General features: G+C 66.3%; 20 protein-coding genes. 5 read left to right on the top strand and 15 right to left on the bottom strand.

The features are described from left to right. Positions 1 to 10: 10 nt before the first annotated feature. The 9 genes from ABN034_RS25010 to ABN034_RS24970 all read right to left on the bottom strand — a co-directional run bounded on the left by ABN034_RS25010 (position 11) and on the right by ABN034_RS24970 (position 10,812). On the bottom strand, positions 11 to 583 hold the full coding sequence (locus tag ABN034_RS25010) for a glycosyl hydrolase family 28 protein (protein ID WP_349693416.1): 573 nt from the start codon (positions 581 to 583) through the stop codon (positions 11 to 13). Next, entirely contained in the window at positions 580 to 1,401 is an 822-nt protein-coding gene (locus tag ABN034_RS25005; RefSeq protein ID WP_349693415.1) for a glycoside hydrolase family 28 protein, read from the bottom strand. Before ABN034_RS25005 ends, ABN034_RS25010 begins: the two co-directional genes overlap by 4 nt. Positions 1,402 to 1,473: 72 nt before the next feature. Further along, positions 1,474 to 3,366 (bottom strand): right-handed parallel beta-helix repeat-containing protein, encoded by a 1,893-nt coding sequence (locus tag ABN034_RS25000; protein WP_349693414.1) that lies wholly within the window; start codon positions 3,364 to 3,366, stop codon positions 1,474 to 1,476. Between the two features lie 15 nt (positions 3,367 to 3,381). Then, positions 3,382 to 5,811, bottom strand: a complete 2,430-nt coding sequence (locus ABN034_RS24995; RefSeq protein ID WP_349693413.1) for a glycosyl hydrolase family 95 catalytic domain-containing protein — start codon at positions 5,809 to 5,811, stop codon at positions 3,382 to 3,384. 5 nt (positions 5,812 to 5,816) lie between these two features. Beyond that, a complete protein-coding gene (locus ABN034_RS24990) occupies positions 5,817 to 6,647 on the bottom strand; it encodes a carbohydrate ABC transporter permease (protein ID WP_349693412.1) in 831 nt (276 codons plus the stop codon). Next, complete coding sequence (locus ABN034_RS24985; RefSeq protein WP_349693411.1) at positions 6,644 to 7,540, bottom strand: carbohydrate ABC transporter permease; 897 nt, start codon at positions 7,538 to 7,540, stop codon at positions 6,644 to 6,646. Before ABN034_RS24985 ends, ABN034_RS24990 begins: the two co-directional genes overlap by 4 nt. Further along, positions 7,533 to 8,822, bottom strand: coding sequence for an ABC transporter substrate-binding protein (locus ABN034_RS24980; RefSeq protein WP_349693410.1), 1,290 nt, complete (start codon positions 8,820 to 8,822; stop codon positions 7,533 to 7,535). Before ABN034_RS24980 ends, ABN034_RS24985 begins: the two co-directional genes overlap by 8 nt. 113 nt (positions 8,823 to 8,935) lie before the next feature. Then, complete coding sequence (locus ABN034_RS24975; RefSeq protein WP_349693409.1) at positions 8,936 to 9,685, bottom strand: right-handed parallel beta-helix repeat-containing protein; 750 nt, start codon at positions 9,683 to 9,685, stop codon at positions 8,936 to 8,938. Next, positions 9,682 to 10,812, bottom strand: a complete 1,131-nt coding sequence (locus ABN034_RS24970; protein WP_349693408.1) for a hypothetical protein — start codon at positions 10,810 to 10,812, stop codon at positions 9,682 to 9,684. The genes ABN034_RS24975 and ABN034_RS24970 overlap by 4 nt, the downstream gene beginning before the upstream one ends. 211 nt (positions 10,813 to 11,023) lie before the next feature. On the opposite strand from ABN034_RS24970, the gene ABN034_RS24965 reads away from it, so the two are divergent. The 5 genes from ABN034_RS24965 to ABN034_RS24945 are packed head-to-tail and all read left to right on the top strand — an operon-like array spanning position 11,024 to position 15,670. Continuing rightward, positions 11,024 to 11,797 (top strand): FadR/GntR family transcriptional regulator, encoded by a 774-nt coding sequence (locus ABN034_RS24965; RefSeq protein ID WP_349693407.1) that lies wholly within the window; start codon positions 11,024 to 11,026, stop codon positions 11,795 to 11,797. Further along, positions 11,781 to 12,557, top strand: coding sequence for an enoyl-CoA hydratase/isomerase family protein (locus tag ABN034_RS24960; protein ID WP_349693406.1), 777 nt, complete (start codon positions 11,781 to 11,783; stop codon positions 12,555 to 12,557). Before ABN034_RS24965 ends, ABN034_RS24960 begins: the two co-directional genes overlap by 17 nt. Positions 12,558 to 12,604: 47 nt before the next feature. Continuing rightward, positions 12,605 to 13,813 (top strand): CaiB/BaiF CoA transferase family protein, encoded by a 1,209-nt coding sequence (locus tag ABN034_RS24955; protein WP_349693405.1) that lies wholly within the window; start codon positions 12,605 to 12,607, stop codon positions 13,811 to 13,813. After that, positions 13,810 to 14,547 carry an SDR family NAD(P)-dependent oxidoreductase gene (locus ABN034_RS24950; protein ID WP_349693404.1) on the top strand — a complete coding sequence of 246 codons (738 nt, stop codon included), beginning with the start codon at positions 13,810 to 13,812 and terminating at the stop codon, positions 14,545 to 14,547. Before ABN034_RS24955 ends, ABN034_RS24950 begins: the two co-directional genes overlap by 4 nt. A 37-nt stretch (positions 14,548 to 14,584) precedes the next feature. Next, entirely contained in the window at positions 14,585 to 15,670 is a 1,086-nt protein-coding gene (locus ABN034_RS24945; protein WP_349693403.1) for an aldose 1-epimerase family protein, read from the top strand. Between the two features lie 86 nt (positions 15,671 to 15,756). Here ABN034_RS24945 and ABN034_RS24940 read toward each other — a convergent pair whose 3' ends face one another. The 6 genes from ABN034_RS24940 to ABN034_RS24915 all read right to left on the bottom strand — a co-directional run bounded on the left by ABN034_RS24940 (position 15,757) and on the right by ABN034_RS24915 (position 23,310). After that, positions 15,757 to 17,766, bottom strand: a complete 2,010-nt coding sequence (locus ABN034_RS24940; RefSeq protein WP_349693402.1) for an ABC transporter substrate-binding protein — start codon at positions 17,764 to 17,766, stop codon at positions 15,757 to 15,759. Positions 17,767 to 18,011: 245 nt separating this feature from the next. Then, positions 18,012 to 18,821 (bottom strand): HpcH/HpaI aldolase family protein, encoded by an 810-nt coding sequence (locus ABN034_RS24935; protein ID WP_349693401.1) that lies wholly within the window; start codon positions 18,819 to 18,821, stop codon positions 18,012 to 18,014. Then, positions 18,802 to 19,851 carry an NAD(P)-dependent oxidoreductase gene (locus ABN034_RS24930; protein ID WP_349693400.1) on the bottom strand — a complete coding sequence of 350 codons (1,050 nt, stop codon included), beginning with the start codon at positions 19,849 to 19,851 and terminating at the stop codon, positions 18,802 to 18,804. The genes ABN034_RS24935 and ABN034_RS24930 overlap by 20 nt, the downstream gene beginning before the upstream one ends. Before the next feature lie 48 nt (positions 19,852 to 19,899). Next, positions 19,900 to 20,655: a DeoR/GlpR family DNA-binding transcription regulator gene (locus tag ABN034_RS24925; protein ID WP_349693399.1), complete on the bottom strand. Its 756-nt coding sequence runs from the start codon at positions 20,653 to 20,655 to the stop codon at positions 19,900 to 19,902. Then, complete coding sequence (locus ABN034_RS24920) at positions 20,652 to 22,052, bottom strand: four-carbon acid sugar kinase family protein (protein WP_349693398.1); 1,401 nt, start codon at positions 22,050 to 22,052, stop codon at positions 20,652 to 20,654. Before ABN034_RS24920 ends, ABN034_RS24925 begins: the two co-directional genes overlap by 4 nt. Then, positions 22,045 to 23,310: a RuBisCO large subunit C-terminal-like domain-containing protein gene (locus tag ABN034_RS24915; protein ID WP_349693397.1), complete on the bottom strand. Its 1,266-nt coding sequence runs from the start codon at positions 23,308 to 23,310 to the stop codon at positions 22,045 to 22,047. The genes ABN034_RS24920 and ABN034_RS24915 overlap by 8 nt, the downstream gene beginning before the upstream one ends. Between the last annotated feature and the right edge of the window lie 6 nt (positions 23,311 to 23,316).

The following is a 23,316-nucleotide window of genomic DNA, read 5'->3' as shown; positions in this document are numbered from 1 at the left end:
CCCCTCTTGCCTAATACGGCACGCCGCCGTTGGTGACGTTCTTCAGCTTGAGACCCTCGACGTGCCGGATGATGTCGGGTTCGGCCATAGCGATGAACTCGCAGTTGCTGAGGCGTACGTCGCGGATCGGGTTGCCGACGTTGCCGATCAGGTACAACGCGCGTTCGGCGGACTGGACCATCACGTTGTCGATCTCGATGTCTCTGACCGTGGGGTAGTAGGAACCTTCGGTGACGTTGGCGTAGTCGAGCGCGACCTCGACGGCGCTGTCGTCGGCCTCACCGACCGTGAAGTTCCTGAAGTACAGCTGCTCGACGCGACCACCGCGGTTGGGGTTCGTCTTGACCCGGATCGGCCGCCCGAGGTTGGGGCTGCTCATCCGGCAGTTCCGGGCGAAGATATACCGCACGCCGCCGGTGGTCTCGCTGCCCACCGTGACGCCCCCGTTGCCGTCCTCCATCACGCAGTCTTCGACCAGGCAGTACTCGCAGGGGGCGTCGACCCTACGTCCGTCGGCATCCTTGCCCGCCTTGAACGCGATGTCGTCGTCGCCGGCAATGATCAGGCAGTCTCGAATGATCACGTACCGGCAGGACTCGGGATCGATGCCGTCGAGAACGTGTTGGGACCGTCCGGCGTCCGCACGGTGACGTTCTGGATCAGGACGTTCTCGCACAGCACCGGGTGGATGTGCCACATCGGCGAGTTCATCACCGTCACCCCGTCCACGAGGACGTTCTCGCACTCGTAGAGCTGGACGAGATTGACCCGCAGGCTGTGCCCCTCGCCGAAGACCCGCTCCTGAACCGGCACGCCGTCCTCGGCCATCTGGTTGAGCAGGGCCTTGTCCGGCGCTTCGCCTCCGGAGCCCGCGAGGTTCCACCAGTTCTGCGCGTCGGCCCGACCGTCGATCACTCCCTCGCCGGTCAGGGCGATGTTCCGCTGCCGGTACGCGTAGATCGGCGCCGACCGGTTCATCAGCTCGACGCCTTCGTACCTCGAGTAGACGACCGGCAGGTACCGGTCCCGGTCGCGGCTGAAGCTGATCGTCGCGCCGGCGCTCACATGCAGGTTGACCTTGCTCCGCAGATGGATCGGGCCCGTCGCGTACGTACCCGCTGGAACGAGCACGCGGCCGCCACCGGAACCCGCGCAGGCGTCGATGGCCGCCGCGAACGAGGCGGTGCAGTCGGTCTGCCCGTCCCCGACGGCGCCGTAGGAAGCGATCGAGAAATCCCGGTCGGGGAAGGTGGGCGGCCTGACCCGCGCCAGGATCTCACCCACCTTCCCCCAGCCGTCCGGAGTGCCCCCCGAGGGTTCGGCGGTGCTCCCAGTAACAGGCACAGCCGCATGGGCGGCACCGGTACCGCCCAGGGCGTACGCGACGGAGGCGCCACCCATCGCCCTGCCACCGGCTCTTAGCAGATGTCGTCGGGTCCAGTATCGAGTCATCGCCTTACCACCGCCTTCGCATCACGGGTTCGGTGTCGGGTATGGGAAGTCGTCGGTGACGCCGATCTGGTCGTACTGCATCCGGCTGGCGTCGAAGTCGGCTTCCCAGCTGACGTTCTCCTTGACATTGCAGCCTTTGCCGTTGTGGTAGGCGTCTCCCTGGACGTTGCTCACCTCGATGTTGGAGAACCGGAACCCGCAACCGCCGAAGTCCATGTGCACCCCGTGCGGCGGGCCGTCCTCCATCGATGGATCCGCGTGGACGTCGTCGATCGTGATCTGGTTCAGCACGCTCGTGGGTGGAAGGTGTGGCTCCTCGTTGTGGACCGCGTAGGCGTAGATCGCGCCGGTGTCGCCGCTGTCCTTGCCCACATGGGCGATACGGAGATACTCCAACGCGTTGCCGCTGGCGTAGTTGTCCTCGTTGGGAATCTCGGGGCGGGTGCGCAGGCTCACGGCGTACCGCGCGCTGTGCTCGATGACGCTGTGACTGACCTCGTTCGACCCGCTGTTCTGGATCTCCACGCCCGAGGCGTCACCGGGCACGAGCTCGCCCACATGGTGGATGTAGTTGTTGGTGAAGACATTGTCGTGCGCGAGGTCACCGTCGCCGGGGTAGGGACCCTCGACCTTGATCCCGTCGCCGCCGAGGTACTCGAGCAGGCTGCCCGAGACGGTCACGTGGTCGTTGGCGAACAGCAGGAACACCGCGGTGAACCCGGTGTTGGCGATGTGCAGGTCGCGGAGGTCGATGTGTCGCGTGTTCGTCAGCGTGACCGCACCGAACCGGTTCCGCGGCAACTCGACCTGCCGGTCGTAGATGGGATAGGCGCGACGCTCGCCCGAGTCGCCCTTGCTGATCCATCCGTAGCGGTACCAGTCGACGAAATCGGTGTAGGCCAGGGCGAGCCCTTGGAAACGAAGATCGTGGACGCGAGCCGTCGGCGAGCTGCCGGCGATGTCGAGAATCGTCCTGACCGTGGGTGCCCAGACAGTGGCGTCATCGATCGACCCGCTGCGCGGCCAGTAATAGAGCATGCCGTCGTCGTGGTCGTAGTGGTACTCGCCGGGTTGGTCGAGCAGGTCCAGGGAGTTCTGGAGGAAGTAACGGGAGCCGCGTTCATCGTTCGAGGTGTGGTATCGAGTCCAGTAGTCGAGGTGGACCTGGTTCCGCCCCCAGTTGACGCTCTGGATCGGCACGGTGTCGGTGAACCACGCCCAGCGGCCGCCCGACCAGATGACGACCTGCGCCTGGGAGAGGTCCCAGCTCTGGTCCCACTCACCGGTGTTGAACCAGAGCTGCGACTGGGTTCCGGTCCGGTCGGGGCGGGCTGGCCCGGAGACGAAGTAGGGCGCCCATTCCTCGTCGGACCGGCGGTTCGGTTCGCGTGCGGTCGTCGCGCGGCGGCCGCCCTCGTAGAGGGTGTGGAAGGGTTCGCCACGGTCGACTCGCGCCCGGTAGATCTGCCCGTCGTACGGTTCCCACCCGGTGACTGGTCGCGCGCCCAGGAACCGGGCCTGACCGGGCCCGTCATAGCTGCGGTAGACGACGGAGTGGCCGTTGCTTCCGGAGTCGGCCTCGGTGAAGGTGATGGTCTCGTCGACGATGTAGTCGCCAGCCCGGATATTGACGACGATGTCGCATCCCATCGCATCGGTGTCCCGCTGCCCCCGGATGTAGTCTCGCGCGTGCTGGACAGTGCGCCAGGGCCGACTCTCGTCACCGGGTCCCTTGTGGTCGCTGCCGTCAGGTGAGACGAAGTACTCACGAGCCTGACAGCGGTCGTCGTCCGCGCCGGCGGCGGTGGTGGCCCCGAGCGCGGCGGACACGAGCACGAGCGCGGTGACGCCGGTCAGCCAGGCCCTCCGCCTCGTGGTCAGGTCCGCGAGCCGTCGACGTGGTCTGCCGAACATGGATTCGTGCTCCTTTCAGACCTGGGGGATGAGCAGGTACGTCTGGCCGATCCGCGTCTCGAAGACGGCGACGCCTGGCTCCGGTCGCTCCACCTCGACCTGCTGGCCTGCCGCGACAACGTCGACGGGATGAGAAGTCCGTACGGTCGCCTGCCGGCCGAGCAGGGAGACCACCCGCCCCTGGTGGAGGGAGCCGTCGCGCCACGAGACGTCGACCTCGAAGCCGTCCTGCGCCCTTAGCCCGCGAACGTTGCCGTCCGGCCATTCCGCCGCGGGCAGCGCCGGAAGCAGGGCGATCTCCCCGGAGTGGCTCTGCATCAGCATCTCGATGATCCCGCGGACGCCACCGAAGTTCCCGTCGATCTGGAAGATCGGATAGCCGTGGAGATCGAACAGGTTGGGTGCGGTACGGCCGGGTTGCAGGAGGATCCGCAGGTGTTCGTACGCCTGTGCCGAATCCAGCAGCCGGGCCCAGATGTTCATCCGCCACGCCACCGACCAACCTTTGTTGGTGGGGCCGCGGAGTTCCAGCGTCCTGCGCACAGCCTGAGCCAGCTCCGGCGTCCGCCGCGGCGTGATCTGCTCGCTGGGAAAGACGCCGTAGAGGTGGGAGGTGTGGCGACTGTTGCTCGTGTCCCCTTCCGGGAACTCCTCCAGCCATTCCTGAAGCTGGCCCATGGAGCCGATCTGGTGTGGAGCGAGCCGAGATCTCGCCAGCCGGGCCCACGCGGCGAGTTCGGCGTCCTCACCGACGATCGCCGACGCCTCCGAGAATGCCTCGAACAGATCCCGCAGGAGCTGGTTGTCCATGGTCGTGCCGGCGCAGATGCTCACGCCATCGTCGTCGATCTCGCTGTGGGCGATCTCGGGCGAGTGCGTCGGTGTGGTGACCAGGACGCCGTGCTTGGGGTCCTCTCGCAGGTTGTGCTGGAAGTACTCCACGGCGCCACGCATCACGGGGTAGTGCCGACGCAGCGCGGCGAGGTCGCCGGTGTAGAGGTAGTGGTCCCAGAAGCTCAGCGACAGCCAGGCTCCGCCGGTGGGCCAGATTCCGTAGAACGCGTGGTCGACGGGTGCCGTGCCGCGCCAGGCGTCGGTGTTGTGGTGGACGACCCAGCCTGGTGTGCCGTACATCGACCGCGCGGTGCGGGCGCCCGACTCCGCGACCTCGTGGATCATGTCGAAGAGTGGCTCGTAGCATTCGAGCAGGTTGGCGGGTCCCGCCGGCCAGTAGTTCATCTCGCAGTTGATGTTGAGCGTGTACTTCGACTGCCAGGGCGCGAGCATGTCCTGGTTCCACAGCCCTTGCAGGTTGGCGGCCTGCCCTGGCGTGCGCGACGACGAGATCAGCAGGTAGCGACCGAACTGGAAATAGAGCGCGGAAAACTGCGGATCGTTGCCGTTCTTGACCAGCTCGAGGCGTTCGTCGGTGGGCAGGTTGATCGAGTCCGAGGTGCCAAGGTCGATGTGGGTCCGGCCGAACAGCCGGCGGTAGTCGGCGACATGGGCGCTGCGGAGCAGGCCGTACGCCTTGGCGCTCGCGGCTTCGAGGGGTTCGGCCGCCCGCGCCTTCTCGTCTGCACTGACGTCGAGGTAGGTGCGGTAGCTGCTGCCCATCGAGATGAGCAGTGTCACCGCGTCCGCGCCGTCGACCGTGAGCTCACCGTTCGCGACACTGACCCGGCCGCCCTCAGGGAGGGCGCGTACCAGTGCCCGGAACCGCACGGCGCCACTGATGCCCTCGGCGTCGCCGGTCACGCCGTCCAGGGCGATGGTGCGTTCGTCGACGTCGACGAGCGACGACTTCTGAGGGGTGGTGAACGTCGCGGAGAACGACACCGCTCCAGGCTGGTCCGCTCCCAGACGCAGCACGATCACCTGGTCGGGGTGGCTGGCGAACATCTCGCGGGTGCGGCGTACGCCGGCACTGACGTACGTCACGCGTGTCACGGCATCGGTGAGGTCGAGCTCGCGATAGTAGTCGGTGGGCGTGCCCGGATCTGGGAACGTCAACGACAGGTCGCCCACCGGTTGGTACGACTGTTGTTCGGTGGGCGTCCCCATGAAACGGGCCTGGGCGAGGTCCTGGGCCTCCTTCCACTTCTCCTCGAAGATCAGCCGGCGAATGTCGTCGATCACCTCCAGGCCACCGGGATCGGCGTAGTCGTGCGGGCCGCCGGCCCAGACCGTGTCCTCGTTCAGCTGGAGGCGTTCGACAGGGACGCCACCGAACACCATGGCGCCGATCCGGCCGTTGCCGACCGGCAGGGCCTGGAGCCACTCCTCAGCCGGCCTCTGGTACCACAGTTTCATCGGATTGGGATCTTCTGGTGGCGTCGCCGCCTCAGCACCAGGCATCCGGAGTGGAACCACTCCGAGCGATCCGGCGGCGACAGCGGCGCTCGCCTTGAGGACTCCGCGACGGGACATGTGGGTCTCTGCCATGGCTGTCAACCTTTCGTTGCACCGGCCGTCAGGCCGCCGACGATGGAGCGCTGCATGACGACGAAGAAGAGCAGGATGGGAGCAATAGCCAACAAGAGCGTGGGAAAGACGACGGTGTAGTCGGTGGTGTACTGCCCGACCGCGGCGTAGATCCCGGTGGTGATGGTGTAGAGCCCACTGCCGGGTCCGAGGATCACCTGTGGGTTGACGAAGTCGTTCCACACCGAGAACGTGTTGAGGATGACCATCGTGGCGACGACCGGTCTCATCAGCGGGAAGATCACCTGCCAGAACGTCCGCAGCCGGCCGGCCCCGTCGAGTGCGGCGGCCTCGTCCAGGTCGGCCGGGATGGTCCGGATGTAGGCGGTGTAGAGAAAGATCGAGAACGGCAGGGTGAGCGTGGTCTCGAACAGCACAAAGCCGCGCACCGTTCCCATGAGCCCCAGCAGCTTCAGGACGTAGACGACGGGGATGACGAGCACCTGGCTGGGGATGAACGTGCCCGCGACGAAGAACACCAGCAGCAGGTGGTGCCGGACCGACCCGCCGCGGGCGATGACGTACGACACCGGACCGGCGAGCAGCACCGAGAGCGCATTGACGCACACCACGAAGAACACGGTCACCGCATAACCACGCACGATGCTGAAGTCCGGGTTGTGCCACGCCTGCTCCAGATAGCGGAGCGTCAGCTGGTCGAACGCGGGAGAGAACGGGCGAGCGGCAATCTCCTGCTGTGGCTTGAACGCGTTGACCACCAGCACGTACATCGGAGCGAGCATCACCACCGCAAGGGCCGTGAGCGCCGTCGCCCGTACCGCCGACCACGGCCTCATCGGTACGCCGCCATGTCACTGCGGGCCCGCAGCCGCATGACCGACAGGGCGAGCGCCGCGGTCACCACCATGAGGAGCACCGACTGGGCGGAGCCGAAGCCGAGCTCGCTTGCGTGGAAGGAGTCCCACAGGATGAGGTAGGCAACCGTCTGCGTGGCGCCCGCCGGCCCACCTCCGGTGAGCGAGACCACCAGGTCGTACGTCTTGAGCAGGGTGATGAGGCAGAGCACGAGGTTGAGCGTGACGACCGGACGCAGGGCCGGCAGCGTGACGTTGCGGAACACCTGCCAGCGATCGGCGCCGTCGATCCGCGCCGCCTCGACCAGCTCGGCCGGCACCGACTGGAGCCCGGCGAGGTAGAGCACGACGTTGACGCCGAACCCGGCCCAGACCAGGACCGCGATCATGGTGCCGACCGCCCACTCCGGATCGGACAGAAAGGGCAGCACCTCCGCGCCGCGAGATGTCAGGTAGGAGTTGACGGCACCGTTCGTCCCGAGGATCGCGCTCCACAGGAAACCGACGGCAAGCACACTCAGCACGTGCGGGTAGAAGAACACGAGCCGCAGGAACGTGTGGAACCGGCTCGCCGCAGCGACCAGGACGGCGAGTGCCAGCCCGAGCAGGTTGAGGGCCGCGGTCCCGGCGGCAGCGACGACAAACGTCACTGCCGCCGCGCGGACCACCTCGGGGTCGGCGAAGACGCGTACGTAGTTCGCGAGACCCACGAGTCCCGGATCGGCACTGTAGCCGTCCCAGTCGGTGAGGCTGAGATATCCCGCGACACCGATCGGGACGACGAGCAGGGCCGTGTAGGCCGTGACCGCCGGTACGGTCATCAGCCAGGTGGCGAGTACGGTGCCGGCCGGCTCCCGCGATGGCGCTCTAGGCATTCGCCCGCATCCACGCGTCGAGGTCGCCGGCCACCTTCTCCGGCGTACGACCGACGTAGAGACCCTGGACGGCCTTGCCGAACTCGGTGTTGAAGCCGACTGGCAGCGTTTGGCTGCCGTAGCCCTCTCCCTGCGGCGTGGTGGACGGCGCCTCGGCCAGGAGTGTGCTGACGGCCGATCCGACGCCGCCACCGCTCCAGTCGTAGCCGGCCCGGAAGTTGCCGTCCTGCTCGAGCTGGGTGAGGATCGCCTTCTTGTCGGTGGCGAGCCATTTGACCAGCTCGATCGCCTGGTCGCGGTTCGGGCTGTTCTTGAAGACCATGTAGGGCATCGCCATGGTGGCGCCCATCGGTCCGGGATACGGCTGCCCGGCCTGGGTGGGCGCGGAGAAGACGCCGACCTCGAAGTCCTTCTCGGTCGTCGCCTCCGTGGAGACCAGCCAGCTCCCCATGATGTACATCGCGGACTTCCCGGAGAAGAACGCGGTCTGTGCGTCGACGTCCTTCAGGCCGAGGGCGTTCTTGTCGAGATATCCGCGGTCCAGCCAGCTTGCGTACAGCTCGAGGTACGGCAGCAGGCTCTCGCCCGCCTGGATCTTTCCGGCCGCGACGTCGGCGTACCAGCTGGGGTTGCCGCCGATCACCGAGGGCCAGGCGAGCTGCAGCAGTTGCAAGCCGGTGACGTAGTCGCCCGCGGTCTGCAGCGGGAGATACCCCGCCTCTTCGAGTTTCCCCATCACCTGGGTCAGCTCGTCGAAGTGCTCGGGAGTGCCGGTGACGCCAGCTTTGGCGAAGGCCGCCTTGTTGTAGAAGACGAGCGACTGCGCCTGCATGCCGACGCCGACCGTGTAGACGGAGCCGTCCAAGGCGGCCTGCTCGACGAGGGGGGTGTCGGCCACCCACGTCTCACCGGTGAGCTCATGCATGTGCGGGGCGAGCGTCGCGTCCGCCATCAGCGTCTCGACGACGTCGGGCGGGTTCCCGGCGGCGAGCAGCTGCGGCAAGGTGTCCTTGACGCCCTCCCCCGTGGGCGCCTCGATCGTCACGGTTACGTTGTTGGCCTTCTCGAACGGCGCCACCAGCTCGCGCCAGAACGTCTTCGTGAGGTTGGGGGTGATGTTGACCAGCATCCGGAGCGTCGGCTTCGCGGTCGCGCCGGATCCCGATCCCCGCTTGTTGTCGGACTCGGCGGAGGTGAAGCCGCCGCCTCCGCAGCCGGCCGCTGCGAGGGTGGCGCCGGCAGCGGCGAGGAGCGCCCGCCGCGACATGGTGGAAGATGCCATGACCCTTCGACCTTCACTCGTGTGGTCTCAATGGAACGGGGGAGGACGTGTTGCGCCGGTGCGGGCGCGCGGCGACAACTTGGTGACGCGACGCCCGCACCGACGGCCATCTGTTACTCGGGAAGGGGATAGGGGAAGTCGGCGGAGACGCCGATCTTGTCGTACTCCATCTTGGATTTGTCGAAGCCGGGGTCCCAGCTGTTGTTCTCCAGGGTGTTGCAGTTTCGGCTGCCCTTGAACGTCCGGCCCTGCACGTTCGTCACTTCGATGTTGGCGAAGTGGAAGCTGCAGCCGCCGAAGTCCATGTGCACCCCGTGGCCCGCCGGGTCGAACATCTCCGGATCTGTGGGGTTCACATCGTCGATGGTGATCTGGTTCATCACGTTCGTCGTGGGCAGCGTCGGATCGTGGTTGCGCACGCCGTAGGCGTAGAGCGCGCCCATGTCGTTGCTGTCCTTGCCCACGTGAGCGATCCGGAGGTATTCCAGCCGGTTGTGATGGGTGTAGTTGTCCTCGTTGGTCACTTCGGGCCGGGTTTCGAGGCTGACGCCATAGCGCGCGCTGTGTTCGATGACGCTGTGGCTGACCTCGTTGTGGCCGCTGCTGAGGATCTCCACGCCGGCGGCGTCGCCCGGAACGAGTTCGCCGTAGTGGTGGATGTAGTTGTTAGTGAAGGTGTTGTGGTGTGCCACGTCGCCCTCACCGGGGTATGGTCCTTCGACCTTGATCCCGTCACCGCCGAGGTTTTCCAGCAGGCTGTCGGAGACCCGGTTGTGGTCGTTGGCGAACAGCATGTAGACGGCGGTGTAGCCGGTGTTGGAGATGTGCATCCGGCGCAGTTCGATGTTGCGCGAGTTGGTCATCGTAATGGTGCCGAACCGGTTCCTCGGCAGCTCGATCTGCCGGTCGTACTGCGGGTACTTGTGCACCTCACCGGAGTCGCCGTCCTGGTTCCATGCGTAGCGGTACCAGTCGACGAAGTCGGAGTACTCCACCGCGAGACCGCGAGGTGCACATCGTGCACACGGTCCGCCGGTGAGTCCCCGGAGAAGTCGAAGACCGTCTTCACGGTGGGCGCCCAGACCGTGGAGTTGGAAAGTGATCCCGAACGCGGCCAGTAGTAGAGCGACCCGTCCTTCCAGTCCAGGTAGTACTCGCCCGGCTGGTCGAGGAAGTGCAGGGAGTTCTGGATGAAGTAGCGCGACCCACCCTCGTCGGATGTCATGGGATACCTCGTCGCGTACCGCAGCGTGGTCATGTTGTTGCCCCACGACATGTTCTGGATCGGCACGGTGTCGGTGAACCACACCCAGTCGTTGCCAGACCAGACGACGACCTGTGCATCAGACAGATCGCCCCACTCTGGTTCCCACTCCGGGTCCCAGTCGCCGGGCTCGAAGGTCAACCACTTGGGCGTGTTCCATCGCGCCGGGTCGGGATTGGTGGAGACGAAGTACGGCGCCCACTCGTCCTCGGCCTGCCGGTTGGGTGTCCGTGCTGTCGTCGCCCGTTGGTGGTCTTCGAAGAGCGTGTAGAACAACTCGTCCTTGTCTACCTGGGTTCGGTAGATGTTGCCGTCGTACTTCTTCCAGCCAGTGACCGGCTTGGCCCCGAGGAACCGGGCTTCGCCGGGACCGTCGTAGCTGCGGTAGACGATCGAGTGTCCGCCAGTGCCGGAGTCGGCCGCGCCGAACTCGATGGTCTCCTCTACGACGTAATCACCGGCCCGCAGGTTCACGGTGATGTCGCAGAGCATCCGTCCGTGGTTCAGACCCTCCTCCCTGATGTGGTCACGCGCCCGTTCGATTGTCTGCCACGGATCGCGTTCTGTGCCGGAGGCTTGGTCGTCACCAGCTGGCGACACGAAGAACTCCTGGCATCCGGGCCCACCAGTGTCGGCGAGCGAGTTCGTCGCAGCGGTCGTGGCGATAAGCGCCAGGACCGAGCCGGCAGTCACCCCCACGAGCCGTCGACGCGATGTGCCGAACATGCATCCCTCCTTCATCGACGACCACCCCTCGGCAACGCGGGGTCGTCAAGCGCTTCGGACCGTAGACTCACGCGATCCCAGTGGTCAAGAGGTTCATCCGATGAAGGCCAATGTTCATCAGATGAAGATGTGGCCCTGGTTCAGGAGGCTCCGGTACGCTGCGGTGGCGGAAGCCCCGGGCTAGCCCGCGGGAGCATCATGAGGAGGAGCTTTGGTCACGCGCGCATTCGCCGAGAGCGCCCGGCACAGCCAGGTCGTCCAGACGCTGGGCGAGCAGATCGTCCGTGGTCGCCGCGAGCCTGGCAGTCCGGTGCCCACTGAGGAACGCCTCGTCGCCGAGCTCGGCGTCGGCCGGTCCGCCGTACGGGAGGGCGTCAAGGTCCTGGTGGGCAAGGGCCTCCTCGAGACCCGCACCAGCGCTGGCACCCTGGTCCGCGCCCCGGACTCGTGGAGCCTGCTCGACCCCGACGTCCTCCGCTGGCGGTTCCTGCCGGACCCCGAGCCGCGGGACATCCAGCTCCTCGCCGACCTGCGGGTCGCGCTCGAGCCGGGCGCCGCCAGGGTCGCCGCCGAACGCGCGGACGCGTCCGGCAACCAACGGATCGCCGAGGCACTGGCCGCCCTGCACGCGACCGCCGACGACCTCCAGGCGTTCATCGAGGCCGACCTGGCGTTCCACCGGGCAATCTTCGCGGCGAGCGGCAACGACCTGCTGCTCTATCTCTACGAGGTGATCAGCATCGCGCTGCGATCCGTACGCCAGGTCCACACCGGCTCCATCGACCACAACAAGGAGACCCTGCCCAACCACGAGCGGGTGGCCGTGGCGATCCGGCGAGGTCACCATCGCCGCGCCGAGGACGTGATGCGCGAGATCGTCGAGGTGGCGCGCACCGACGCCGAGAGCCAGCTGTTCTGCTGCGGTGGGTCGGCTGACCCGGCCACTCGCGGGCGAAAGGCGAGCGTCAATGACCGGCGACGGTGAGATCCTGGTGGAGCGGCACGGTCAGGTAGCGGTCGTCCGGGTGTACCGGCCCGAGAAGTTAAACGCCGTCACCCCGCACATGGCGTCCCGGCTCCGCGACCATGTGTGCCGCCTGGACACCGACCCGGAGGTCCGCGCGCTCGTCCTCACCGGAACGGGCGACCGGGCGTTCTGCGTGGGTAGCGACATCGAGTCGCTCCGCGACTATGACACGCCGTGGGACTTCCGCAACCGCGACGACTATGCCGATGCGATCCGCCACGTGCGTACGCCTGTCGTCGCGGCCGTCAACGGCTATTCCTACGGTGGAGGGCTCGAGCTTGCCCTGGCCTGTGACATCCGGCTGGCGGCCGCCACCGCGACGTTCGCCGCACCGGAGATCAAGCTGGGTTGGATCGGTGGAGCAGGGCAGGCGGTGGGGCTGGCGCACAGCATCGGTCCGAGCAACGCCGCGCTGATGCTCCTCACAGGCGACCCGATCGACGCGCGCACCGCACTGGAGTGGGGCTTGGTGAGCCAGGTGGTCCCACCGGCGGAGCTACTGTCGACGGCAATCGAGCTGGCTGGACGGATCGCCGCCCGTGCACCGATCGCGGCCGAGACCGCGAAGGTCAACCTGCGAGCTGCGTACGCCATGGCACCGGAGCAGGCGGTGCGCTACGAACGCGACCTTCAGGCTGTCTGCATGGCGACGGAGGACGCGAGGGAAGGACGGCGGGCGTTCTCCGAACGGCGCGAGCCGAAGTTCCACGGCCGGTGATCCCCATCGACGATCCCGGCAAGAGTGGTAGAGGGTGGAGGGCAAGCGTGGGTGTACTCGACGGTTATCGGGTTGTGGACTGCTCGGTGGCGATGGCCGGGCCGCTCGCGGCCATGCGGTTGGGCGACCTCGGCGCCGATGTGATCAAGGTGGAGCCGATCACCGGCGAATGGCAGCGACACGCCCCCGCCGGGGGTGCGGTGGGGCGCGAGGTCAACGCGTCGTTCCTCGCTCTGAACCGCAACAAGCGCAGCCTTGCCGTCGACCTCAAGTCCGAGAAGGGGCGCGACATCGTCCACCGGCTGGTGGCGACCGCGGATGTGTTCTTGCAGAACTACCGGCCCGGCGTGGCGGCCCGCCTCGGCGTCGACTACGACTCCATCCGGGGCCTCAACCCACGCATCGTGTACGTCTCGATGTCCGGCTACGGCGAGACCGGGCCGTACGCCAGCCGGGCCGGACAGGATCTGCTACTGCAGGCGATGAGCGGGGCGATGTTCAGCGTGGGTCGCGAATCGGACCCGCCGGTGCCATCCGGCACGTACGCCATTGACGCCGTCGCCGCGTACTCCGCGTTCGAGGGGGCGCTCGCCGCCCTCCTGCACCGCGCGCGCACGGGCGAGGGCCAGCTGGTGACGGTGAACATGCTCGACGCGGCCGTTGCCGTCCAGATGCAGGAACTGTCCATCTACACCGTGGGCGGGGTGCCCCAGAAGCGCAGTGGCGAGCCGCACGCGCACGTTTACATCCGCGCCCCGTACGGCGTTTTCGCCACCAGCGACGGGTACCTCGCCTTGGCCATGCCGCCGCTCGAGGCGCTCGCGCAGGCATTGCAGGTTCCCGAACTCGCCGATTTCGACACCGACGTCGACGGTCACCGCCAGCGCGACCGGATCACCGCACTGGTCCAGGACCGGCTGCCTCATCGCACCACGGCGGAGTGGCTGGAGGTGTTCGAGGAGCACGGGATCTGGTCCGGTCCGGTGTATTCGTACGCCGACCTCCTCGACGACCCACAGGTCAAGCACAACGGGTCGTTCGTTACCTACGACCACCCCTCGGAGGGGACGGTGACCACGCCGGGATTCCCGTTCCGGCTCAGCGCCACACCGCCCGAGGTACGCCGACCCGCGCCCCGGGCGGGCGAACAGACTCGGGAGGTCCTGGCCGATCTCGGTTACTCGAACGACGACCAGGCTGCCCTTGTGGAGGCTGGAGTGGTGGCGCCTTACCAGGAGAGGGAGGAGCCGGCATGACGACCGCTCTGGTGACCGGCGCGGCTGGAGCTCTCGGCAGGGCGATCGCACTCCGACTCGCCGCCGACGGCCACCCGGTAGCTGCCGTCGACGTCGACAAGGTGGGGTTGACAGACACCTGCGGCATGGTCACGTCGGCCGGTGGGCAGTGTGCCGCGCTTGCCTGCGATCTGCGCGAAGCGTCTGCGGTGACTGCCGCTTTCGACCAGGCGGCGGCCGGCTTGGGACCGGTCCGGATCCTCGTCAACAACGCCGCGATCTACCCGAGCCGACCGTTTCTCGACGTGCCGGTGGACGAGTACGACGATGTCGTCGCCGTCAACCAGCGGGCTTACTGGCTCGCCGCACAGGCGGCCGCCCGGCAGATGACCACCTCGGGGGGCGGGTCGATCGTCAACATCGCCTCCATCACCATGCATGGCGGGTGGGCCGATCTCGCGGCGTACGTCTCGACCAAGGGCGCGGCGCTCGCCCTCACCCGGTCCCTCGCCCGCGAGCTCGGCCCTCACAACGTCCGTGTCAATTGCGTGTCGCCAGGCGCGTTTCCCACCGCGGCGGAGGCGATCCACCCCGACCCAGGGGCGTACAACGCCTTTGTCCTCGAACGCCAGGCCCTGAAACGCCGAGGCACACCCGAGGAGCTCGCGGCCGTGGTGGCGTTCCTGGTGGGCGAGGACGCGTCGTTCGTCACCGGGCAGTGCATCGAGGTGAACGGCGGATGGGTGATGACGTGAGGGCTCTGAGCCTTTCGGGCACGCAAGGAGTGAGGGCATGAGACTGCACGGACAACCGATGTCGGCAGCGCGAATTGCGCGCGTCGCCGGTGACCTGTCGGCCGCTGGTGGGGTGCGCGCAGTCGTGCTCGATGATGGTGCCGAGCGTGGCGTGCGAGCGCTCGAGTTCCGCACGGGCAGTGGCCTCGCCTTTGATGTCCTGGTCGACCGGGCTATGGACATAGGGCCGGCGGAGTACCGCGGCGCGAGCTTCGGCTGGCGGTCCGCGACGGGGTTTCGCCATCCGGGCCTTCATGAGTACGCCGACGAGGGCGGGCTGTCGTGGCTCCGCAGCTTCTCCGGCCTGCTGGTGACCGCCGGACTTGACCACACGTTGTTCACCGCCGAGCAGGATGCCGCGCACTTCCACTATCCGCACCGGCGTACGACCTGGAACGGACTGCACGGCCGCGTCGCCAACATCCCCGCACGGTTACTGGGCTACGGCGAACGCCTCGATGACGACGGTGAGACCTGTGTTCTGTGGGCCGAGGGCGAGGTCCGCCAGGCGGCCGTGTTCGGCGAGCACCTGCGGCTCCGGCGGCGGATCGAGGCCAACCTTGGTGGCGAGGAGATCCGGCTGATCGACACCGTGACCAACGCCGGTTTCGACCGGACGCCGCACATGTACCTCTACCACATCAACATCGGCTGGCCGTTCCTTGACGAGGGCACGCGGTTCGAGGCGCCAGTCGACCGAACACTCTGGCAGTCCGACAGCGTGGCGGAGCAGGGCGTGTCGAACGTCGTACTGCCAGGACCTCAGCAGGCCTTCGTGGAGCAGGTCTACGAGCACGAGCTCCGGCCGGACGCCGAAGGTCTAGTCAAGGTTCGCTTGACGAACGACCGACTGGGCGTCTACTTCGAGATGGCGTACCGCAGCGAGGAGTTCCCGGCGTTCTTCCAGTGGCTGCACCTCCGCGAAGGTGCGTACGCCGTCGGCCTGGAACCCTCGACGAACCACGTCGCCGGCGCTCCGGCCGCCCGTGAGGACGGATCGCTGGTCTGGCTCGACGCGGGAGAGTCGCGCAGTTACCACACGACATTCGCCGTTGGCCAGGTCGCCGCGCGACGAGACACCTAGGGGTGTCACTCGTCCCGCATGTGACTCCCGCATAGTCGCGGCGGTCGAGGCCGCCCCTCACTCGGCCCGACCGCCGTGATGTCCTGTCATGCCTTGATGGCGTACTGCTCCGGGCTCGTCGGACCGGGTAGGGGATAGACCCAGCCGTACAGCAGTTCGTCAGGCACGTTGTGGAAGTGGTTCTTCACCAAGCCGTAAGCGCCTGCCGGCAGCACGGTGCCGATGACGTAGAACTGCTCCGCGGAAATCTCCAGAAGCTGCCGGAAGAGTTCGTCGCGCCCCGCCGGCGACACCGTACGCATGAGCTCGGTGTAGAGGTCCATCTGCTCCCGCACCGGCGCGGGCGGCTCCTCGCCTTCGGCTCCGCCGGTTTCGTACCACGCGCCCCAAGCAGGTGCGAACCCGGTGTCGCCCCTCGAGGGGAAGTACCAGTTCGGGTACAGCACACCGTCCTTCATGCCGTAGAACGCGGTGTCGACCATCGCGTCGTACTCGTTGGCCTGCTGGCGAGTGATCTTGAGGTCGCCACTGACGTTGGAGATCTGCAGGTCGACGCCGACCTCCCGCCACTGTCCCTTGATCAGTTCGATGGTCGACACCGACTCCGGAGAGTCCGGAGTGACCAGGATGCCGAACGACAGGTTCTCGCCGTTCGCCAGCAGCCGGATACCCGAGGAGTCCCGCTCGCCCAGACCGGCCCGGTCGAGGTGGTCGTTCGCCAGTGCCGTGTCGTACGCGGTGTACTGCGTACCGAACGTCGGAACATCGAAGCCGGACTCCCTGCGGGGGGCGACCTGCCAGGGCTCGCCCTGCCGCTGGAACACCGCATCGATGATCTCCTGGCGGTTGATCGCGTGGGAGAGACCGATCCGGAAGTCCTTGTTCTGGAACAGCTCCCGCAGCACGGGCTCGCGATGGTTGAGGTTCAGCTGGATGACGACCCAGTTGCTGCGGCTGTCGATGACGTCGACGAAGTCGTAGTCGCCGCGGTCACGGTTGCGGGCGAGAACGGGCTTGTTCCGCAAGGACACGAAGTTGTACGGGTTGGCGTCGAAATCGACCTCGCCGTTGGTGGCCTTGAGCAGCATAGTCTCCGGGTTGTTGACCAGATCGAAGGTCACCCTGTCGATGTAGGGCAGCTGCCGCCCGTCGGAGTCGACTTTCCAGTAGTACGGATTGCGTTCCAGCTCAAGCTGGCCCTTGCTCGTAAGCGGTGAGACGACCCGCCAGGGAAATAGCGTGGGAATCTCAGGATTGCTCCAGTACTCCACGGCGATCGTCCCGCCGCCGCCCTTGGACAGGAAGTAGTCACGCCAGTCGTCGAAGCCTTCGCTCCGGGCGGTTTCCCCGACGCCGGAGGTGTACTTCGGGTGGAATTGGTCGAAGTAGTGGCGCGGCATGATGATGCGGGACGTCGCGAACCCCGGAGAGGCGAGCCGGTCCATGAAGAGACCGTTGGGTTCGGCGAACGTGAACTTCACCGTGTGGTCGTCGATCTGCTCGAACTCCGCCAGCGAGTCGCCGGTGACGAACTCTTTGGTCGACACGGGTGTCAGGTCCGTATCGGCGATGATGCCCTCGTAGGCGAAGGCGATGTCGTCGGCGGTGAACGGATGGCCGTCGGACCACTTGATGCCCTTGCGCAGATGGAAGGTGTACTCCGTGCCGTCGGCATTGACATCCCAAGACGCTGCGACGTTTGGAATCACCTTGCGCCACTGGACGTCCCATCGCACCAGGGTGTCATAGGCCAGATGACGGTAGAGGTCCGTGCCGTTCTGACCGAACAGCAGGGCGCGCCAGGTCCCGCCGTAGGTCGTGACACCGTCGACGGGCTCGAGGGTCAGAGGGTCGTCGGGCAGCCGTTTCGCTAACGGTGGCAGCCTTCCGGCCTTGACCTGCGTAGTGAGCATCGGCGCTTCGCGAGCGGCTGCATCGCCAGGGCGTGACTTGGCGTCTCCACCCGGGTCGGTGGAAAGCAGCTCGCACGAGGTGACGGCGAAAAGGCCGGCCGCGGCCGCGCCACCTAGAACGAAGTCACGCCGAGAAGGATGGGTGCCTGCCGAGTGCTTAGAAGGGCGTGGAGTGCGGTTCATCGTTGCCTCGTTCACCGGGACCTGGCATGGCGCCGGGGGAAGTCCGGGCATGCTTGAGCGGGGTGGTTGGATTCGCCGAATCGAGGAGCGCCGATGTTCGAACGAACAATTAGTTCGAGACTAGATGTGCCGTTGGTACGTGTCAAGGATCCTGCCTACGTTGGCTGTAGGTCAGCACAGGCGTACGGGCGCATCAAGAAAGTGGTCTAGGCGGAAAGCATGAAGGCGTTCGACCGAACAGCTCCTTACCGGGTGGCGCGTCCGCGACCATGGACCTCAACTATGCCGGCACGGAGAGCGTCCTGATAGACCCAGAGATCGCCGCCGTAGGCAATCAAGGAGAAGCCGCGTTCGACAAGCATGTGCGCCTCCGCAGGGCTGCCAGCCATGAATCCGGCGTACTTCCCGTGAGAGTTCGCGGCCGCTGCCACCTGATCGAGGGCTGCACGATAGTCGGGATGGTCGAACTGGCCGGGGATTCCCATGCTGTTGGTCAAGTCATAGTGGCCAACCCAGAGCACGTCGACGCCAGCGACCGCGGCGATCGCATCAACTGCGGCTAGTCCGCGTGTGGTTTCGATCTGGGTGAGGATGAGCGGCTCGGTGTTGGCCCAGCGCATGTACGCGATGTTGTCGGACCGCACATATCCGTCGTGCGCCATGCCGAAGGCAGCCCCGCGGACGCCATCCGGCGGGTACTTCGCCCAGGAGACGATCGCTTCGGCCTGCTCGGTCGATTCGACCATGGGCACCATGATTCCCCGCGCACCAATATCCAGAGCTCGGGAAATCGCCGATCGGCCGGTCTCTGGAACCCTGACGTAGGGTTCCGCCCCGTGGGTGGTGGCGACGAGAGTCCGGAGCGTCTCATAGCTCCAGCCGGTGTGCTCGGCGTCGTAGATGACGAACTCGGCTCCAGCGCCCGAGGCGAGACGGCCGATGCCCGGAGTAGCGAACTCGAAGACAAAGGTCCCCACCACGAGCTTGCCACGCTCCATTGCCTGTCTGACAGGGCTCCGGTCGCGTGGTGGCTGGTCATGACTGGTGATGCTCATTAGCGGACCTCGCTTTCAACATGGACAGCTTCGGATGCCGGAGGGCCCCCGGATTGACCGGGTATGCCGGGACCACCCCGGTCGCCACGTCGAGGACGGCACGGATAGCGCTACTGCCGTTCCCGAACGCGAGTTGATCTGTCCAGGCGATTGCATGCGGCGCGAGCAGGACGTTGTCGAGGCCCAGAAGCGGGTGGTTTGGATCTGGAGGTTCGGACTCGAAGACGTCAAGTGCCGCGCCTGCGATGTGACGGTTGGCGAGCACGGCGGTGAGGGCCTCCTCGTCGACGATGGGGCCTCGGGCGACGTTGACCAGGAAGGCTGAACGCTTCATGGCGGCGAGCCGGTCGGCATTCACCAGGTGATGGGTCTCTGGAGTCAGGGCACAGGTGACGATGATGATGTCGGACTCTGCGAACAGTCGGTCGATGCTGCAGAGCTGCACCGCTGCTGCTGCCGCCGTGGTGGGGTCGGCATACGGGTCCGTCGCGAGCTGTCGCATGCCCAGAGGGGCGCATAGGGTGGTGATTTCGCGGCCGATGTTGCCCCATCCGAGGAGCCCCAGGGCACGCCCAGTTGGACTCGTCCCCATGTAGTCGAGTTTGTCGTGCCACCGGCCGTTGCGTACGAGCAGGTCCTTGTTGCGGATGCGGTGCGTGAGGGCAAGCATCATGCTCACGGCGGCGACCGCGACAGGGCGGCGAACGCCATCCGGGGTGATGGTGAGGAGGACGCCGGCCGTCGTGCAGGCCGCTACGTCGATGTTGTCGTAGCCGACTCCGAATCGCGCAACGACCTTCAATCGGTCCGCTGCGCTGAGGGTCGTCGCACTGACAGTCGGAGACAATACGATGAGCGCGTCGTAGTCCATCCCGACACTTGGTGGCAACTCCGTGGTCTCGGAAGTGAGGAACTCCCAGCTCACTCCTGTAGTCGAGGTGAGGGCGTCAAGGCCGATCTCGCCCCAACCAATCCGGCCATCCGCGGTCAAGAAGTCTCGGGTTAGCGCCACTCGAAACGCGCCAGCCATATCGGTACCTCCTGGAGGTCGCTGCCTCAGATGGACGACCGCAATGCCTCATGGCAGCACGATCTGTACGTTGTGACGGTCACACGCCTCGCGGATCGGCTCCGGTGGCCGTCGATCGGTCACGAGGATGTCCACCTCGGCCAACGGCGCGAGCACGACGGTCTCGTTGTGGTCGAACTTGGAGTGATCCATCACGACGACGATGCGATCGGCGATATCCAGCATCGCCCGCCGCACCTCTGTCTCCTCGATGTCGAAGAAGGTGAGCCCGCGGTCGGGGGTGAGTCCGCCGCAGCCGAGGATCAAGGTGGTCAGGTGGAGCCGCCGCAGCGCTGCCGTCGCGAAGGAACCCACCGTGCAAAGTTCGCCGCCGAGGAAGCCACCGAGCAACAACACCTTGTTGGAGGTTCCCCGGAACTCCACCGCGACGTTGACCGAGTTTGTCACCACGACCAGGGACCGGTCGCGTATTGCGCGTGCCACCGCGTGCGCGGTGGTGCCGATGTCGATGCCGACAGTCTCGTTGTCGCCGATGAGTCCGGCGGCCCGCTGCGCGATGCGGCGCTTTTCCTCGGCGTGGTGGACGGTCCGCGTTTCGAACGGCGAACGCTCCGCGCGGACGGCACCTCCGTGGATACGACGGAGAACGCCTTCTTCAGCCAACTTCGCCAGGTCTCGACGGATCGTCATCTCCGAAACGTCGAACCGTTCCCTCAGTTCGGCGACGTCAAGCCTGTCCGACTCCGCGAGCAGCCTGAGGATCGCGTGTCGCCGCTGCACCCCACTGTCGGTTCCTGAGGTCATTGCGTCATCACCGACTTTTTCCACGTCCACGCGAGGCGGACATCCTCCGTCATGTCCCGCACGGCGGCGCCGGTGCGTACCCTTTCGAACAGATCCGGCGGCCCTATCTGGCCACCTTTCAGCAGGATCGTCATGCCGTTGATCATTGGATCTGGTGACTGGAGCCTGCACAGCACAGCACCGGGGCCGAGGATGTGCTGGACTTCTGCCGCCTGAGCGTCGATCTGACGCATGACACGTCCGGAGGTGTCGCCACCTGCAGAGATGATCCGCCGAACCCCGGCGTGCGCGACTGCCTCCTGAACGGCGTGACCCAGGACCGTCCCGATCGATGCGAGTTGATCGACAGCTCTGCTGACGCCATCGACGGCGGGCCTCGGGGTAGGTGCTCGGGCGTAGACCACGACCCCGCGACCGGGCCGCAGTGCGGCCAGCAGACGATCGCGTAGCCGTCTGAGAGCGGGTCGGCTGGTGTCGGCCCCACGGGCGCTGTCGACTTCGATCCGGATCTCCTGCCAGCCTCGTGCGACGGCATGAGAGATCTGCGTGCCCGTCATCCCGGAGCAGCTGCCTGAGACGGCGAGGGTTGCGGCCTCATCAGTGAGCCCAGTCGGGTCGGCCTGATCAGGGGGGTGTCGAGTGCTCAGCTGGCAGCCCAGAGCGTAGCTCAGACCGCCTGAACCGAGTGCGTAGAGGGGGTCGACGCCAGCAGTCGAGATCATCAGGTCGGCGGCCTGCGACAGATGGTGTTTCGTGACTGCGTCGAAGATGATGACGCCCGGCTTCTGATCGACAAGTTGGCGGTACCGGGCCAGTGCCTGCTCACTTGGCAGTTCGTAGGCGGTCACGTCTACCCCGACCACAGGCAGTGACGTCTGGTGTTGCACGTGGATCCGCAGGTCCGATTCAGTCATGGGTGTGGTGGGGTGGTGTGACATCGTGGGTTGCCGGTCCAGACGATGGACGACGCCATCCTCCACAGCGAAGTGGTGCCCGAAGACGGTGTAGCGACCCAGCTCCGGTTGGGCGGCGAGTACCGGAACCGGCCGCGCACCGAAGATGGTGCGGCCGACCTCGACGGCCCGTCCCAGACTGCCAACCTGTGACGAGGAGTCCGCGGTGGAGCACATCTTGTATTGCACCACGCGTGGACTTGCTGCAGAGAGTGCCTCGAGAGCAGGGCCGATCTCAGCGTCCATACGCTTCGTGGGAAGGGACCGTGCCACCCCGGCAATCCCGATGACGTCGTAGTTGTCGGCCAACCCACGAACCTTGGAGGCGTCCGGGATGTCGAAGAGTAGGACGGTACGCAAGCCGCAGCGGTGGAACTGTCCGAGGGCATCACTCGCGCCGGTGAAGTCGTCACCGTAAAAGGCCGCAATCAGATGGTCAGCCACGAGACCCGTATCCGAAGGTGTCGAGCGATCGCCGCAATGGGCCGTTTTGTACGGCAGCCTCGGCAAGATCGCTCCCGCGGATGGCGCAGGACCAGGCCTCGCGCATCGCCTCGACGCCCGCCGCAGGTCCGTCGGGATGGCCGTGGATACCGCCACCTGCCAGGATCAGGAGGTCGGTCGTACCGAGAAGTTCGAACGTCTGTGGCGCGAGCCCGGGCACCTGCCCGGACGACAGGACGGGAAGCGTGAAATACCCACCCCACAGAGGCTGCTGCACGGCCTGGATCGAGGTCATGACGTCCTGATCGCTTTCGTAGAACTTGTTACCGATGCCATTGGTATGTAGGTGATCCACTCCAGCAAGCCGGGCCAGCTTCTGGAAGGCTACGAAGTCGATGCCCAGTTGTGGGTCACGAGTGTAGAGGCCGACCATTGCTCTGTGTCCGTGGATCGGTAGCTCGCTGTGGCGACGTAGGTGGGCCAGCCCCGCCAGGCCAATGAGGTTCACGCAGACCATGACAGCGGTTCCGCCCGAGTTCGCGACGAGGTCGTGGTTGGCGACCAGCCGGTCTATGTCGTCGGTGATGTTGAACGCATACATGGCTTTGCGGCCGGTGTGCTGCGCGACCCGGTCGAGCTCCTCACTGACGGCAGCCACCCGTGCTGCAAACGGTGCGTGCGGCGGGTTGGCCGTCAACTCATCGTCCTTGATGAAGTCGATATCGGCGAGCGCGAGCTCCCGCACGACGGCGCGCAGCCGGTCCAGAGGCAATCCGATGCTCGGCTTGATGATCGTGCCCAGCAGTACTCCAGACGCCCTGCCCATCAACTGCCTAGTGCCGCTGATTCCGAACTGCGGGCCGGGGTAGCGTTCGGCGAAGGCGCTCGGAAGGTCGAGATCGAGGAGGCGTACGGCAGCGAGTTCGCGCAACTCGAAGAGGTTGCCCGCGACCGCCGCCAGGAGGTTCGGCAGGGATGGCCCGAAGTTGTGGAGGGGAAATGCAATTCGGACGATGCCGCGCGACGGACGGTCTGTCGGGCTCGTGGAGTAGCCGGCGCCCGGCAGCGGGGGTCGGTCACCGGGCGGCAGCGACTGGACGTCAAGGACGCGCGCGGCGAAGGACTGCCGCAGGGCGTGGGTCTCGTTGGCGAGGGGCACGAACGTACCCGTCGATTGTTCGTTCGCGAGCGCCTCGGCGGCCTTCCGGATCGGGAGGAAGCTTTCGATGAGGTAGCTGGCGACCACGACCTCGTCCATGTACCT

It is taken from the genome of Actinopolymorpha sp. B11F2, assembly GCF_040195635.1.
Taxonomy (GTDB): Bacteria; Actinomycetota; Actinomycetes; order Propionibacteriales; family Actinopolymorphaceae; genus Thermasporomyces.
This window is presented reverse-complemented; position numbering and strand designations above follow the sequence as displayed.